This window comes from Mesorhizobium sp. 113-3-3, from assembly GCF_016756495.1.
Classification (GTDB): Bacteria; Pseudomonadota; Alphaproteobacteria; order Rhizobiales; family Rhizobiaceae; genus Mesorhizobium.
In genome coordinates this window covers 5,941,359-5,957,117 of sequence record NZ_AP023243.1, presented here as the reverse complement: position 1 = coordinate 5,957,117, position 15,759 = coordinate 5,941,359, and the positions used below count along the sequence as shown (strand labels likewise).

The window sequence follows — 15,759 nt, the reverse complement described above, 5'->3', positions numbered from 1 at the left end:
CATCTGAAACCGAGATGCCTCGAGCCGGCAGCAATGTAGGCCTTGCTGAACGCGCCTATCGCATCCGCAGGCATGCCGTGCGCATGGGGCAAGTCCAGGGCCAGGGCTATGTCGGGCAGGCGCTGGGAGTGGCCGACGTGCTTGCCGTCGCCTACTTCCATGCCTTGCGCTACCGACCGGAGGACACTCTGTGGGAGAAACGCGACCGCTTCCTGCTGTCCATCGGCCATTATGCGATAGCGCTCTACGCCGCATTGATTGAAGCGGGCGTGCTGCCTGAAGAAGAGCTCGAAACATATGGCACCGATGACAGCCGCATGCCGATGTCGGGCATGGCGGCATACACGCCCGGTATGGAAATCACCGGCGGATCACTCGGCCACGGCCTCGGCATTGCCGTAGGCATGTGCCTGGGGCTGAAACGCAAGCGGAGCGACAGCTTGGTCTACAATCTCTTGTCCGACGGTGAACTTGGAGAGGGTTCGACCTGGGAGGCGGCAATGTCGGCAGCCCACCACAGCCTCGACAATCTCATCGCCATCGTCGATTTCAACAATCAGCAGGCCGACGGTCCGTCGACGGCCATGCTGTCCTCCGAGCCGGTGACCGACAAATTCGAGGCGTTCGGTTGGCATGCACAGCGCGTAGACGGCAACGATATCGATGCGGTGCGCGTAGCGTTCGACCGCGCGCGCTCACTTAAAGGGCCGCGTCCGCGTATCATCGTCTGCGACACACGTATGGCGAAGGGCGTGCCGTTCCTGGAATCCCGCGAGGTAACGCATTTCATTCGTGTCGAGCCCCACGAATGGGCACTGGCGCTCGAGGCTCTGGAAAAGGGGCATCCGCTGTGAGGTTGTCAAAATTCGAGCCGCGCGTCGCCGTCGACGAAGAGGCGCGCAAGACAACATCCGCGATGATCGCCTCGATCGCGCCGGATGGCATCCCTACGCGCAATGCTCCGTTCGGTCATACATTGGCTCGCCTGGCGCATCTCAGATCGGAGATTGTCGGGCTGACGGCCGACCTCGGTAAATACACCGATCTCCATGTCTTCGCGCAGCAGCATCCGGACCGCTTCTATCAGATGGGCATGGCGGAGCAGGTGCTGATGAGTGCGGCCGCCGGCCTGGCGCGAGAAGGCTTCAAGCCCTTCGCTACAACCTATGCCGTCTTCGCCTCGCGCCGCGCCTATGATTTCATCTGCATGGCGATCGCCGAGGAGAATCTCGATGTGAAGATTGTGTGCGCGCTGCCGGGGTTGACCACGGGATATGGTCCCAGCCATCAGGCCACGGAGGACATCGCCATCTTTCGCGGCTTGCCGAACCTGACCATCATAGATCCTTGCGACGCACTTGACATCGAGCAGGCCACCGAAGCTATCGCGGACCATAAGGGACCCGTCTACATGCGGTTGCTGCGCGGCAAGGTTCCGGTCGTGCTCGACGAATACGACTACAGGTTCGAGATCGGAAAGGCGCGGCTGCTGCGCGAAGGTGAGGACGTGCTGTTCATTTCCAGCGGTCTGATGACCATGCGTGCCCTGGAGGCGGCAAAGGCGATGGAGGCAGACCGGATCGGCTGTGCGGTCCTGCACGTTCCGACGATCAAGCCGCTCGATACGGAAGCAATACTGTCAGCCGCGCGCAAGCCCGGGAGGCTGGTGGTCGTTGCTGAAAACCACACCATCATCGGTGGGCTCGGCGAAGGCGTTGCCGCACTTCTCATGCGCGAAGGCGTGTACCCGGTCTTCCGGCAGGTAGGCTTGCCGGACGAGTTCCTCGACGCGGGCGCACTGCCGACACTCCACGATCGATATGGGATATCAACGGCCGAGATCGCGCGGCGTGTGCGCGCCTGGTTGTAATGAAAATCCGCTGTCTGACGGACTCGCCGCGTTTCGCGTCGATCAAGCCTTCGCGCGCCGCACCGAGCGTGCTGAAACCGAGATGGCGATGAACGCCAGCAGGATGACGCAGAAACTGACGGCCAGCGACGAGACATGAGCGATCAGGCCGAGCAAACCAGGCCCAAGGAGCAATCCAGCGTACCCCATCGTTGTCACGATAGACATTGCGCGAGCGGCCGATGCGCCTCCCGCTCGGCCCGCTGCCGCAAAAAGGGTCGGCACGACGTTGGCAAGGCCGAGACCGCAGACCGTGAGCGCAACCAGGACAACGGGAAGATTGCCGCCCATCAAGATAAGTACAAGCACTGAACCGGCGCAAATCATTGCGCAGTAGCTCAACATTGCCATCTGCCCGATCCTGTTGGCGATGACGTCACCGAACAGACGGCCGGTTGCCATCATGGTCGCAAATGCCGCGAAGCCATAGGCGCCTGTGCTTTCTGCTCCGCCGGATTGCGTCACGATGTAAATAGCGCTCCAATCCATCATCCCGCCCTCGGCGAGCATCCCCAGAAATGCGAGGCCTCCCAGCAGGTAGAGATGGTTCGTCAATGCGCTATCGAACTTGCCGTCCGTCGCCTCTATCGCGTCAGCAGAACCGTCCAACCGGGCTGCATTGTTCCACCCCGCCCAAGCGACAAGCGCGATGGCCGCCACACCAGCCCCCGTGACGCCAAGGCATACGCTCAAAGCGCCACCATGGGACAGTATTTGACCGACCGCGAACGCGCCGGCCAAGCTCCCAAAACTGAATACGGCATGGAACGACGACATCACCTGCCGCCGCATGCGGCGCTCCAGTGCCGAGGCATCGATATTCATCGAAACGTCGAGCGTACCAAATCCGGCTCCCGCAAGGAACACGATCGCCGCCAGCGGCCAGACGCCACCGACATATGGGAGGGCTATCAGGGTGGCGCCAAAGGTGATGGATCCCAGTAAGCTCAGGACACTGCTTGGAACAATCGCTGCCAAGCGGCCTATATTGGTCATCATCGAGATGGCGCCGAGAGCAAAGCAGATCAGGACCAGCCCGAGTTGCCCTTTATCCAGGTTCATTTGAATGCTGAGGACTGGAAGGGACGAAGCCCAGGCCCCGATCCCGAGGCCGCCGCCGAGGAAGAAAAGGCTGCAAAAGAAGCGGCTGCGTCGGATGCCCTGGGATATCGTCGAGACATCGTTCACTGTCGTAGGACTCCGGTCTGCTTTTCATCATCATCCGGCTTGCAGGCTGGCGAGCGCGTGAGGTTGATACTCAAGGCTGAGGAGCGTTCCTATTTGCCGTGCTGGATAAAGTCGGCGGTCCTCTCGCCGATCATGATGCACACAGCGTTGGGGTTGCCGGATATAAGGGTTGGCATCACCGATGCGTCGGCCACGCGAAGACCTTCTACACCGTGGACGCGAAGCTCGGGATCGACGACTGCCATGCCGTCCTTGCCCATTCGGCAGGTGCCGGCGGGATGCAGCGCCGGGTGCGCGACCTCTTGGCAGAACTTTCTCACCTGCAGCGGCGTCGCTGTGCCGGCGGACGGGACCTGCCTTGACGCGATGTAGCGACGGATGGCCGGCTGCTCCATGATATCGAACGCCCCCATCGTTCCTTCAACCACCGCATCGAGATCGTACGTGTCGGAAAAATATCGCGGCGCAACGCGTGGATTTTCGTAGGGGTCGGCACTTCTCAGCGTCACTTCCCCTCGAGATCGCGGCCTGATCTGCCCAAGATTGATGGTGCAACCATTCCCGCCCGGGACGGCGTCTACGCCTTCCTCGATGCCGGCGCCCACGACCATGAAGTATTGCACGTCCGGGATGTCCTCGCTTGTATTGCCCCACCAAAACGCACCGCCTTCGATAAGGTTCGACGAAGCGGGCCCATCGCGGAACAGGAGGTAGTTGAGACCGGCAGCGGCCTTCCAGTGCGGCTTCTTGTATTTGTCGTAGCTGTGGGGGCCGTTCAACTGGTAGACGAGAGATATCTCGATATGGTCCTGGAGGTTCTGCCCGACGCCCGGCAAGTCGGCAACAACAGGAATGCCATGTTCGTGTAAGGCCCCGGCGGGGCCGATTCCGGACAACATCAGCAATTTCGGCGAGGCAATCGCACCGGCCGACAGGATGACTTCGCGATTGGCCATAAGCACCCATTTGCGGCCTTTTGCGACGTACTCCACACCAACGGCACGCCCCTTCTCGACGATTATGCGGGTGACCGTGGAACCGGTTCGAATCTGGAGGTTGGGTCTGCGGCGGGCGGGTTTGATGAAGGCTGTTGCAGCACTGCTGCGTCGCTTGTTTTTGGCGGTGATCTGGTAAAGACCGCAGCCCGCTTGGTCGCCCGAATTGAAATCCGGATTATAGGGCAGTCCAGCCTGCTGACAGGCCTGCAGCCAGGCGCGGGTGAGGGGATGGATGTGGTCGATATCGGAAACGCCTAGCGGTCCGCCCACGGCGTGAGCCTGATTGCAGAACCGGTTGTTGTCTTCGGAACGCAGAAAGAAGGGCAGTACCTCAGCGTAGTTCCAGCCATCTGCGCCGAGCGCCTCCCACCGCGCATAGTCGGACGGAGCGCCGCGGATATAGATCATTGCGTTGACTGAACTACCGCCGCCCAGCACCCTGGCCTGGACCATGGTCGGCTGCTCGGTTCGCGATTGGCTTGAGGTCGGTTCCCAGGCAATTCGTTTCAGGAGTGAACCTTGAGCAGTCTTGTAGTAGGCGCCCGGAATATGGATGTAAGGATTGAAGTCGCGCGGCCCTTCTTCCAACAGGAAGACCGAGGCATCGGGATTTTCAGAAAGCCGCGAGGCAATCACGCAGCCGGTCGAGCCGCCGCCAATGACGATGTAGTCGCAATTGGTTTGCATCACTTCTTCCTGCGGACGTATACCCCAGAGGGCCGAGCCATGCGATGTCATGGGTCAAGATCCTAAAACAGCGGCCCCGGTTTCAGGGCCAGGGCGCGGCGCTCAACGTTTGATCGACCCCGGCGAACCTCGACATACCGAGGCGTCGGCGGCTAGTAGGCAAACATCGGGCATCACTGACAAGTTCGCAGGATGGCGAACTTAGACGCAACATGACGCGCCGAGAGAGGCGTCGCGCCTTGGCTCAGGCATAGGACGCCCGGCAGGTTTGACCGCCCCGGGGCGATAGTTGGAAAGCGGATGGCGCCAGAGCCATTCTCGAAGGGTAAAGCCCTTCGCGAATCGACGCATGAAGGGCATCAGGTCACGACAAGAATCGTCATGACGCGCACTTCTTTCAGCTGCCGCGTTATGGTCTGGTATGGCGAAAGTCACCCTCAGGATGGACGACAAACCCGTGCCCAACCAAACGAGAGACCTTTCGTTTGCCGACGACTTCATCTTGGCCAAACTCGTGGAAGATGTCCGCGACTATGCCGTCGAAGACGCCGTCGTTGTGAACATCAGCCCCAGCGCCATGATCACCGGGGACGAGCATCCGGCAATCGTGCCTGCCTGGAAATCGACATGGCTGAAGGGCGGGCAAATCAAGTCCGCGGAGCGCGCGGCTATCCTGAAGGTGCGAAAAGCCACCAATCTTGGCGGCTGCATGTTTCGCGGTTGGGATTGGCTGGGCAATCGCATCAAAAGCTTCCCGCGCGATACGCCGCTGTTCATTTCGTCGCAGGACGAGATCGGCACGGTGTCGACCGACCCGCTGGTCTTCACCAATGAGCGTGCCGCCCCAGGATCGCCGCAGACGTTCACGCTCAAGCTGAACCTGTGGTGGTCACCGGGAGACACGGACTGCTTCATCCACAACGAGCACCCGTTCCTGGAAACGCATACCCAGATCCATGGCAGTGGCCGCATGCAAAAGTTTCGACTGCGCGACGAAGCCACGATTTACGAAGACGTGGTCATGCCTGTCGGTTACTCGCATGATCCGTTTTGTCGGGTTACCGGCAAGAACCAGTGGACCTACCCTTGGCATCGCTACTACGCGGATACCGACTCGGTCTGGCTGGCGATCGAACTCCATCCATAACAGCTGTCACGGCCATGGCCCCGCGAGCCTTTCTTGCAAAACGCCGTTGCGACCACAGTCAGCCATATCTCCATCGGTTATCCAAAGGCTTACAATCCTGCTTCAGAGCGGATCGAAGGGCTTGGGATTGCGCCCGGCGCCGGTCGCTGGCGCTCGGCCTTTGAGAACCGGGCATGACCAAACGGCACGCAATCTTGTAACGTGAAAGGAAGTACTGATGAAACTCGACAGCTTGCTCGTTGAGGGCACCGACAATGGCACGGCGACCATCCAGGACGGCGTGGTGCGGCTTCGTGTCAATGGAAAGACCGATTGGTTCTTCGCCCCAAGCGGCAACAGCCGTATGGCAAATGTCACGCGACTGGTGCGTGAGATCGAAGACCAGCATTTCGCACTTTCTGCAAAGGTCTCTGTCGAATTCGCGTCGCCTTATGACGGTGGCGCTCTCTTCATCGAATGCGATGGCGACAACTGGGCGAAGATCGCCTTCGAGTTCTCAGCCGCGCGCAAGCCGACCATCGTCAGCGTGGTCACGCGCACCACATCAGACGATTCTGACGGCCCGGCCTTTCCCGGCGACCATGTCTGGTTGCGCGCCTATAGCGACGGAGAAGCAATCGCCCTCCATTTTTCAGCGGACGGCAAATATTGGAACTTCCTGCGCTGGTTCACGCTGCCTGGCATTGCGAGGCGACCCATCCGTATCGGCATGGGGGTTCAATCACCCACGGGCGAGGGGACGACCGCTGTTTTCTCGGACATCAAACTTTCAGTCGGCAAGATCGGTGATCTGCGCAACGGACAATAGCTAAGCCTGCACTGATTGGCGAAAGCCGGGCCGTTCATTTTTGCGACGGCCCGGCGGTATTCCTTAGATATCAGTTGGGAACCTCGAGCCCGAGGTTTGCCCGCAAAGTGTTTCCCTCATAAGCGAGGCGGAAATAGCCGCGCTCCTGCAGTATCGGGACCACTTCCGCAACAAAGTCCTGAAGGCCGCCTGGCAGCCAGGCAGGGATCAGCACGAAGCCGTCCGCGGCACCTGCGCGATGCCAGCAGATCAGTTCATCTGCGATTTCCGATGCGGTGCCGAACAGCAGGCGATGGCCATTGGCGACGCATGCTTTTTTGTAGAGATCCCGTATCGTCAGCGCCTGTTCTTGCGCCTGCCTTACAAAAAGCGATTGACGGCCCACGCTGGCGTTGCTGGCGGGCAGAGGCGGCAAGGGGCCGTCGACATCGTGGCCCGACAGGTCTGTCCCGCCGAGTAGTTCCGATAGAATTGCCGTCCCAAAAGAGGGGTCCACCAGGTCGTCCAGACGGTCGAGCTTGCGTCGAGCTTCTTCCTTGCTGGCGGCGACGAACGGGACAATACCGGGCATGATCTTAACCGAAGCGGGGTCTCGGCCGAAACCCGCCGCCATCTTCCTGATGTCCGTGGCGAATTCAACAGCGGCTCCTAGCTCGACCTGCGCGGTGAAGATGACATCGGCTGTTTCGGCGCCGAGGCTCATGCCTGCCGCGGACGAGCCTGCCTGGGTGACGACGGGTCTGCCTTGGGGCGAACGAGGAACGTTCAACGGACCGGCCACATTGAAGAATGCCCCTTGGTGGTCAATGCGCCGGAACTTCTGTTTGTCGTAAAACGATCCGCTCTGTTTGTCGTAGACAAATGCATCCGCATCCCAACTGCCCCACAGGTCCCGGACGACGCCGAAAAATTCTCGGGCACGTAGATAACGCTCCTCCCGGCTAGGGTGCTCATGGAGACCAAAGTTTACGGCTTCTCCAAGATTTAGGGACGTGACGAGATTCCATCCTGCTCGTCCGCCACTTATATGATCCAGCGTTGCGAAGTAGCGGGCGAGATGAAAGGGCTGATAGTAAGTAGTTGTTGCCGTTGACACGAGGCCGATCTTTCTCGTGCTCACGGCCAAAGCTGCCAGCAAAAGCAGGGGTTCGAGGTGCTTGGCAGGCTCCGAGAACCCGGCAGTGCGGTCGTCGCCGACATGCTCGGCAGCAAGCGCGTCGGCGAAGAACACCATATCGAATAGTCCGGCCTCTGCAGTCCGCGTCACGTTGAGCACGTGATCAAAGCTCCAGGCCGCGTCTGCTGGCACATCAGGATGACGCCATGCGGCGACATGTGATCCTGAATCGACGATGACGCCAAGTTTGATCACAGGCAGTCTCCTTGCTCACGGATGGATATCTTTGACAAGCGGTCGCGCGGGTGGATGCGCTTCCTCCTAAACGCGAGGCTGCTTCCAGTTCGTGGCCTCACTCCCTATGTTGATCCCGGCATTTTTGAGCGCGTTATCGCTCGCATCCCACTTGGCGAGGATCTTTGCATAAGTCCCGTCGCGGATGAGCACTTCGAGACCAGCGAGAAGAGCATTCGACAGTCCGGCATTTCCCTTATTGACGATGTAGCCGATGTATAGATTGCCGAACTCCGGAGCCGCGACGTAGTCAAGTTCCTTGAAGATGCCGTTCTTCTTGAAGTAACGCGCGGTATCGGTCTGCTGGTCACTTGTCTGCGGGATACGACCCGACTGCTGGGCCTGATATCGGGACGTTTCGTCCGGAAAGGCTATGAATTTAGGTGCTGGAAAGCCCTTGGACTCGCATTTTTCAAGGGCCTTTTTTACAACGTCAGTCGTTCCCTGCACGGTGCCCAGCTCCCGGCCGCAAAGATCGAAAACGGTCTTGATGTGCTCGGGATTGCCCGCTGGAACCGAAAGCTGGAAAGTGATCTGGCTATGGTCGATGAAGTCGACCTTTTCCTGGCGCAGGTCGTTATCACCAAGATCTCCGAGGGCGACGTCGGATCGGCCAGACGCGACGCCCGCTACCAACTGCTGAAAAGGCGCCTGGACGTATTCAACCTTGACATCGAGGACAGCCGCGATGGCGTTGAACAGATCGATTTCATATCCGGTCCATTCGGTTGTGCCTTCCTTGAGATACGAATGCGGTGGGTAGACGACTGAAGCGGCAACTTTCAAAACGCCGGCGTCGCGGTATTGCGCCGGCAGCAGCTTCTGGGCCGCTTGCCGCTCCGCGTCATCGGCCATCGCAGTCGCACTGAAGCTTCCCCAGGCCAGCACTCCGATCATCGATGTCATGATAGCGGACGAGATTTTCCTAGAAGTCATGCTGCTTTCCTTTCAAGTTGATATGAATGACGCTTGCAGTGATTTTCTCTTCAGGAGCGAGATCGCCCTGAGGCTTTGAGGTCGCGAAAAGACCTCTTGAACGGGTCCTTCCTCGGCTATCTTTCCGGCATCCATCACGGTCACCGTGTCACCGGCCTGCTCGGCAAACTGCATTTCGTGGGTAACCACGAGCATCGTCATGCCCGATTGCGAAAGGGCCCTCATCACGGCGAGGACTTCGTCGACGAGTTCGGGATCGAGGGCGCTTGTTGGCTCGTCGAAGAGCATTATGCGTGGCTTCATCGCCAAGGCCCTGGCGATCGCGGCGCGCTGCTGCTCTCCCCCCGAGAGCTGCACTGGATAGTCATTGATCTTGTCGGAGAGACCGACCGATGCGAGCAAGGCTTCAGCTCGGCTGCGAGCCTCGGCGCGGGGGATTGAAAGAACGTGAATCGGTCCCTCCGCGACATTGTCGAGGATTGTCCGGTGCTGGAACAAATTGATGCTTTGAGAGACAAAACCGATTCCGCTGCGAAATGCGGAAGCCTCGGCTTCGCTCCAAGGGCGAAGTGTGTTTTTGAGCCGCGCCTGGCTATATCCGACTCTGCGCTCAGCTACGAAAATTGATCCCTCATCGAAGTCTGTCAGGGCATTGATGCAGCGAAGGAGTGTGCTTTTGCCCGATCCAGAAGGGCCGATAATGCAGCGTGTCTCTCCTTCCCGCACATTCAGCGTGATCCCATCCAGAATCTTTCGGCCACCGTAGCTCTTGGAGACATTGTGCAATCTGACAAGAGCACTGGCGCCCGCCTGTGGGCGGTCTCGATGCGAGTCGGTCTTGGTCATGAAATCCTCGAAAAGAGTTCGAGAGCGTGTGCAAGGCGGTTAGGTGCCACAGCTATTGGGACCTGGGCAGGCTGCGCTTCTCGTCTACGGGCCTGAAGCCTCTGGAGAGTTTGGTTTCCAACCAGAATTGCAAGCCGACCATGATGGTCGTAAGCGCCAAGTACCAAAGGCTGGCGACCATCAGCAGCGGAATGACCTGGTAGTTAACCGAGTAGATGCTCTGTGCGCGTGTCATCAAATCGCCCACGCCGACGACCGAGACCAACGAGGTAGCTTTCATCAAACTGACGGCATCGTTGCCAATCGAGGGCAGTACAATTCGAATGGCTTGAGGCGCCACGACACGTCTGAAGGACTTGGCATTCGTCATGCCCAGGGCCCTTGCTGCTTCCTTTTGACCGGCCTGAACGCCAAGCAGCCCACTTCGGATGATTTCGCTCATGTAGGCTGCCTGATTAAGCCCCAGTGCGATCAGGCAGGCGGCAAGAGGAGGAAGAAGTGTATTTGTGGGGATCGAAAAGCCGAGATTCCACCTTGGCATTCCAAGGCTGATCGTCGGAATAAATGTAGCAAGATTATACCAAAATAGTATCTGCACCAAAGGTGGGATAGATCTCAATATTGAGACATAAGATACTGAAATTATGCGTAAGAGGCGAATGCGGGAGGATCGCAGGAAAACGATCAGAAGGCCGCCGCAAAGGCCAATTAGCCATGCCCCAAATGTGATCACTATCGTGGTCGCAACCCCAATGACGATTATGGGTGCAAAGACGTATTGTGCGATGACCGGCCACTGCATTTGTGGACTGGTCATCACGGTCAACATGGCCTGAAGCCCTATGATCGTGATTATAGCCGCGGCTATGAGGCCGACGGGCCAGGAGGTGCTGGCTGCTATCCTTGGCTCCGGCGTATCGACTACCATATTGAGGATGCCTGTTTGTCTATAGATTTTGTATAATTATCTATCCTCGTTTGTGGCTGCCATATCGCAACCGACAAACAATCGAAGCGAAATGGCGCACAGGATGCGCCAATCTCCGAAGGTTGGGACATCCAAGGCGGTAAGGACTCGCCCTCTATCCTCGGCAGCACGGGTGCAAGACTCGCCGGCCCCTAATTCGAATTGCACAATGATCGGCGAGCTTTCAAGTCTGCCCTTGGCGCGCGCTGAGGCAACGAAGTCAATCGACTGCGCGTATCGTCGTTGAGCAAGCTCCAGCTCCTTCCATGGAACAAAGTACCCGCGATCCGCGTCGATGGACGGAATCCCAGGCCTCTTTCCGCCGACCGGGGAAACGTCGTTCTAGCCCGTTGTGCAAAACGCTCTTGACAAGCGAAGCGCTTCACGAGATGTTCATTCAGTAATAGTTACTTTCACTGAGTGAAATAAGGAATGGCGATGACGACTGTGCTTCAAAAAGACGAGATCAAGGGGATCATCCCGCCGCTCGTTTCGACCTTCAAACCCGATGGTGATCTGGACCTTGAGCTGTTCAAGGACGAACTGAAGTTCATGGAGAGCGCGGGCATCAACCTCGCCGTGGTCGGCGGTAGCACCGGTTCAGGCGATGAACTTTCCGCCGAAGAACTCGGGATCCTGGTGGGCGTGGCAACAACCAGCAGCAAGCTGCGCGTCATCGCCGGGATAATCACGACGACTACCCGCGACGCGATAAAGCGTGGTCAAATCGCCAAGCAGAACGGCGCCTGCGCCCTCATGCTTGGACCGCCGATCTACAATACTCCGTCGGGAGATGGGCTGGACAAGTTCATCCAGGATGTCGGGGTGGCGACCTCGCTTCCCATCATCTACTACAATCATTTCTTCAACCCGCCGGCCGTCATGCAGCGCATTGCCACGCTGCCCGAGGTCATCTGCCTGAAGGAAGTGGCGCTGGAGCCCGTGACCGAGCTGGTCCAGACCGTTGGAGACCGGGTTGTCATCGCCGCGGGTGCCGACAGCGTGAACATTGCGAGCTTCCTGTTCGGGGCAAAGGCCTCGATTTCGGGCATCAACAGCGTCATCCCGAAGCAATATGTCGAGATTCATGCCGCGCATGCGGCGGGCGACTACGCGCTCGGCCGCCGGCTTACGGACAAGATCGCACCGCTCGCCCGCGAAATGACCAAGGGGGTCAATTTTCCCGCCCGCATCAAGTTCGCGATCAATGCCCAGGGCCGCAAAGTGGGTGAACCGCGCCTGCCGAATGGCAACCTGGCGAAGGAGGATCAGGACAACATCCTCAAGGCTCTCAAGCATGCCGGGCTGCTTACCTGAGCCGGGATCGGCTGCAACTGCCCGTCCGTTCGTCGACTAAAACAGGCAAATAAAACAATCAAAACAGAGGGAATGTTGAAATGAGCAAGGACATCAATCGCCCTTACGCTGATCCGACGCTTATCGGCCGCCGCGATCTATTGAAAACGGGATTGTTGATGGGCACGGGCATGGTGCTTGCGGGGGTCGGGCTTCGCCCGGCCCTTGCCGACGAACCGAAACGGGGAGGGACCCTCCGGGTCGGCCTTGGAGCGGCCGGCGCGAAGTCGTCGCTCAACCCTTTCATCTCGACCGGCGATATGGATTTCGCTGTCGCCCAGTCGATCTTCGATCGGCTCACGGACTTCGATAAGGACGGCAATCTGTACAACAAGCTGGCCGATGACTTCACCCACAACACTGAAGGCAACATCTGGAAGATCAAGCTCAAGAAAGGTGTGGTGTGGCACGACGGCGCCCCCTTCACCGCCAAGGATGTAGCCTACACCATCCAGTACATCCTCAATCCCGACAACAAAGCCGATGCATACCCCAACCTGGCTCCGCTTCTGGAACCGAAGGGCGTGCGCGCATTGGACGCCAGCACCGTCGAAATCGAGCTGAAGCAGCCTTATGCCCTCCTGCCGCAGGTGCTGGGCAGCAAGGTGATGTTCCTCATCAAGGACGGCACGACCGACTTCGAAAGGCCGATCGGCACCGGACCCTTCAAGTTCGTGTCGTGGTCGCGCGGCCAGCGGGTGACACTGGCACGCAGCGACAATTATCGCACGGCAGGTCAGCCCTATCTGGATGGGGTCGAGTTCATCGCGATAAACGACCCCACCGCCCGCATGAATGCGCTTGTGGCCGGCCAGGTCGACGCTGTAGCCCAGCTCGATGGAAGCTTGGCGCGGCTCATTGAAGCGAATCCCGCGCTTGTGCTCCTACGCTCCAAAAGCGGCGCCACGACCGATCAATTCATGATGACAAACCTGAAGCCATTTACCGACGTGAAGGTGCGGCAGGCGTTCAGGCTCATGGTCGATCGCCAGCAACTGCTCGACAATGCGCTATCCGGCTATGGCAGGATCGGCAACGATCTGCATTGCATCACCGATCCGGACTATGCATCCGAACTCCCGCAACGAACGTACGATCCGGATCAGGCCAAATCGCTGCTCAAGCAGGCGGGCTACGACAACAGCCAGTCAATCACGCTCTACACGTCCGACGCCGCTCCAGGCATGCAGGCGTCGGCCACCCTCATCGCCAATCAGGCGAAGAAAATCGGCGTGAACATCGAGCTCATGGTCGTCCCGCCTGACAGCTACTATTCCGGCCCGAACTTCAAGAAGACCCAGATGGGAAGTTCGGACTGGGGGCAGCACACCCTCGAATCCCAATTCGGCCAGGGCTATGCACGCGGCGCCTACTGGAACGAACCGGATTGGACCAGCGACGCGTTCGACAAATGGGTCAGCAAGGCGAGAACCACATTCGACGCCCCCAAACGCCGCGAATATTACGTGGAGGCGCAGAAGGTGCTCTGGAACGAGGGAGCCTATATTATCTGGGGCTTCCGCGATCTCCTCGACGCGGCCAGCGCCAAGGTCAAGAACATCGTTCCCTCCACCCAGAGAAACCTCGGCTACTATCAATTCGAAAGTGTCTATCTCGCGTAAACAGCAAGGCCGCCGTGGCGCCAATAGGGCCACGGCGGCTTCCTCTCATTTGAAGAGTGATAGCCCTTGAACAAGCCATTGCTGCAGCTTCTGCTGACGAGAATAGTCCTGGCTTTCGTCACGCTGTTTGCCGTTTCCGTCGTTGTCTTCACCGCGACCCAATATCTGCCGGGAGATCCGGCCCGTGCTGCACTCGGAGCGAAGGCCGACCCCTCGGCGGTCGAGGCGCTCAGGCGCGAATTCGGCATGGATCGGCCTGCGGTCGTGCAGTATTTCAGCTGGATCGAAGGCGCCCTCACTGGGGATTTTGGACGATCGATTCCCTCTGGCCGGCCGGTATGGGAAGCGATCGGGCCAAGGGCCGTCAACACGATGGTGCTGACGGTCACCTCGCTGCTGCTGCTGATACCGCTCTCATTCGTCCTTGGCATTGTCGCGGCGATCTACAAGGACAGGTTGGCGGATCACCTGATATCTGTCCCGACCATCGTCACGGTTGCCTTGCCCGAGTTCGTCATTGGCACCGTGCTGATCGTGCTTTTCGCGGTCTATCTGCGCTGGCTGCCGCCGGTTTCGCTGATCAATGACAGCCTGCCTCTTTCATCCCAATCCAGGCTCTTCATCTTGCCGGTGCTGACGCTGCTCGGCACGACACTCGCACAGGTCGTGCGCATGGTTCGGGCAGTGGCCCTCGAAGTGCTGAGCGCCGAGTACATCTACATGGTGCGGCTACGCGGGATTAGTCCCGCGCGGGTTTTGATGTGGCACGTTCTGCCCAACACCATCACCCCGACCATTCAGACGATCGCCTTGAATGCCGCCTGGCTGGCGGGTGGGGTCGTGGTCACGGAATCCGTCTTCCAACTGCCCGGAATCGGCAGCGCGCTTTCAGATGCGGTGATCAACCGTGACATGCCGACAGTGCTCGCCATCACGCTGATCATCACCGCCACCTACGTGCTCATCAACCTGGTGTCGGAAGCGCTGATCCTTCTCCTGAACCCAAGACTGCGCGTCGCGCGCGGGAAGAACTGAGCCGGGGAGATTGGTCCATGTCCACTTCTGTCCTGCGCCTTATGCTGGCCAAGCCCGCAGCGCGCATCGCCCTGATCCTGGTCGTGGCCATCGTCGCTCTTGCAACGCTTGGACCCTATTTCAGCCCCTACGCCTTTGATGAAATCGTCGGCGCTCCGTTCGCGCCCATAACGCACGAGCATTGGCTCGGAACCGATTTCCTCGGCCGCGACACTTTCAGCCGTTTCCTTTACGGCGGCAGGACGGTGCTCGTGGTCGCACTGTGCGCGACCATCGCGGCCTATATCGTGGCCGTGCCGCTCGGCATCTATTCCGGGCTGCGGCGAGGGCCTCTCGATGTCCTGCTGATCGCAGTCTCCGATGTCATCTATGCCTTGCCGCCGGCCATCTTCCTCCTGGTGCTTCTCGCCTCGACCGGGCCCAGCCTGCCAACCGTCATAGTCGGCATCGTTATCCTGCACTCTCCCCGCATCTTCCGCATCGTGCGTTTGATTACGATGGATATCTCCAAGAACGAGTATGTGGAGGCGGCCCTTGCCCGCGGCGAAAGCTGGACGGCGATCTGTTTCCTCGACATCCTTCCCAACGTACTGACGCCGGTTCTCGCCGACTTCGGTGTGCGGCTTTGCGGATCGATCATTCTGTACGCCTCGCTTAGCTATCTAGGCCTGGGTCTGCCGCCGCCGGCGGCCGACTGGGGCCTGATGATCAGCGAAAACCGAATTGGCATCACCATCTCGCCATGGATTGCCATCGCGCCGGCGCTAGCGATTGCCGTCTTCTCCGTTGCCGTCAATGTGCTGACCGACAGCTTTGCGCGCTCGGTTGGTCGCTCGAAAGAGATTTGAA

14 protein-coding genes are annotated in these 15,759 nt (G+C 59.1%); 8 read left to right on the top strand and 6 right to left on the bottom strand.

Translation table 11 applies throughout. The features are described from left to right. Window positions 1-14 precede the first annotated feature (14 nt). The gene (locus tag JG746_RS28935) at window positions 15-854 is read left to right on the top strand and encodes a transketolase (RefSeq protein ID WP_202359517.1); all 840 of its coding nucleotides are present in this window, start codon (window positions 15-17) and stop codon (window positions 852-854) included. Next, a complete protein-coding gene (locus tag JG746_RS28930; protein WP_446721112.1) occupies window positions 851-1,870 on the top strand; it encodes a transketolase family protein in 1,020 nt (339 codons plus the stop codon). The genes JG746_RS28935 and JG746_RS28930 overlap by 4 nt, the downstream gene beginning before the upstream one ends. A gap of 42 nt (window positions 1,871-1,912) precedes the next feature. Here JG746_RS28930 and JG746_RS28925 read toward each other — a convergent pair whose 3' ends face one another. Further along, a complete protein-coding gene (locus JG746_RS28925) occupies window positions 1,913-3,097 on the bottom strand; it encodes an MFS transporter (RefSeq protein ID WP_202355830.1) in 1,185 nt (394 codons plus the stop codon). Window positions 3,098-3,186: 89 nt separating this feature from the next. Then, window positions 3,187-4,833, bottom strand: a complete 1,647-nt coding sequence (locus JG746_RS28920; protein ID WP_202355829.1) for a GMC family oxidoreductase — start codon at window positions 4,831-4,833, stop codon at window positions 3,187-3,189. Between the two features lie 370 nt (window positions 4,834-5,203). Here JG746_RS28920 and JG746_RS28915 point away from each other — a divergent pair, with 370 nt between their 5' ends. Continuing rightward, window positions 5,204-5,929, top strand: a complete 726-nt coding sequence (locus tag JG746_RS28915; RefSeq protein ID WP_244730520.1) for a hypothetical protein — start codon at window positions 5,204-5,206, stop codon at window positions 5,927-5,929. 217 nt (window positions 5,930-6,146) lie between these two features. After that, the gene (locus JG746_RS28910; protein WP_202355828.1) at window positions 6,147-6,737 is read left to right on the top strand and encodes a DUF1349 domain-containing protein; all 591 of its coding nucleotides are present in this window, start codon (window positions 6,147-6,149) and stop codon (window positions 6,735-6,737) included. 70 nt (window positions 6,738-6,807) lie between these two features. Here JG746_RS28910 and JG746_RS28905 read toward each other — a convergent pair whose 3' ends face one another. From JG746_RS28905 to JG746_RS28890, 4 genes are all read right to left on the bottom strand, one after another. Then, window positions 6,808-8,109: an LLM class flavin-dependent oxidoreductase gene (locus JG746_RS28905; protein ID WP_202355827.1), complete on the bottom strand. Its 1,302-nt coding sequence runs from the start codon at window positions 8,107-8,109 to the stop codon at window positions 6,808-6,810. A 66-nt stretch (window positions 8,110-8,175) separates the two neighbouring features. After that, window positions 8,176-9,084 (bottom strand): transporter substrate-binding domain-containing protein, encoded by a 909-nt coding sequence (locus tag JG746_RS28900; protein ID WP_202355826.1) that lies wholly within the window; start codon window positions 9,082-9,084, stop codon window positions 8,176-8,178. Between the two features lie 12 nt (window positions 9,085-9,096). Beyond that, window positions 9,097-9,930 (bottom strand): amino acid ABC transporter ATP-binding protein, encoded by an 834-nt coding sequence (locus tag JG746_RS28895; RefSeq protein WP_202355825.1) that lies wholly within the window; start codon window positions 9,928-9,930, stop codon window positions 9,097-9,099. A 52-nt stretch (window positions 9,931-9,982) separates the two neighbouring features. Beyond that, window positions 9,983-10,759, bottom strand: coding sequence for an amino acid ABC transporter permease (locus JG746_RS28890; RefSeq protein ID WP_202355824.1), 777 nt, complete (start codon window positions 10,757-10,759; stop codon window positions 9,983-9,985). A 576-nt stretch (window positions 10,760-11,335) separates the two neighbouring features. On the opposite strand from JG746_RS28890, the gene JG746_RS28885 reads away from it, so the two are divergent. From JG746_RS28885 to JG746_RS28870, 4 genes are all read left to right on the top strand, one after another. After that, window positions 11,336-12,214 (top strand): dihydrodipicolinate synthase family protein, encoded by an 879-nt coding sequence (locus JG746_RS28885; protein WP_202355823.1) that lies wholly within the window; start codon window positions 11,336-11,338, stop codon window positions 12,212-12,214. Window positions 12,215-12,294: 80 nt separating this feature from the next. Then, window positions 12,295-13,875: an ABC transporter substrate-binding protein gene (locus tag JG746_RS28880; protein WP_202355822.1), complete on the top strand. Its 1,581-nt coding sequence runs from the start codon at window positions 12,295-12,297 to the stop codon at window positions 13,873-13,875. A gap of 66 nt (window positions 13,876-13,941) precedes the next feature. Continuing rightward, window positions 13,942-14,910 carry an ABC transporter permease gene (locus JG746_RS28875; RefSeq protein ID WP_202355821.1) on the top strand — a complete coding sequence of 323 codons (969 nt, stop codon included), beginning with the start codon at window positions 13,942-13,944 and terminating at the stop codon, window positions 14,908-14,910. A gap of 17 nt (window positions 14,911-14,927) precedes the next feature. Then, complete coding sequence (locus JG746_RS28870) at window positions 14,928-15,758, top strand: ABC transporter permease (protein ID WP_202355820.1); 831 nt, start codon at window positions 14,928-14,930, stop codon at window positions 15,756-15,758. Window position 15,759: the final 1 nt, after the last annotated feature.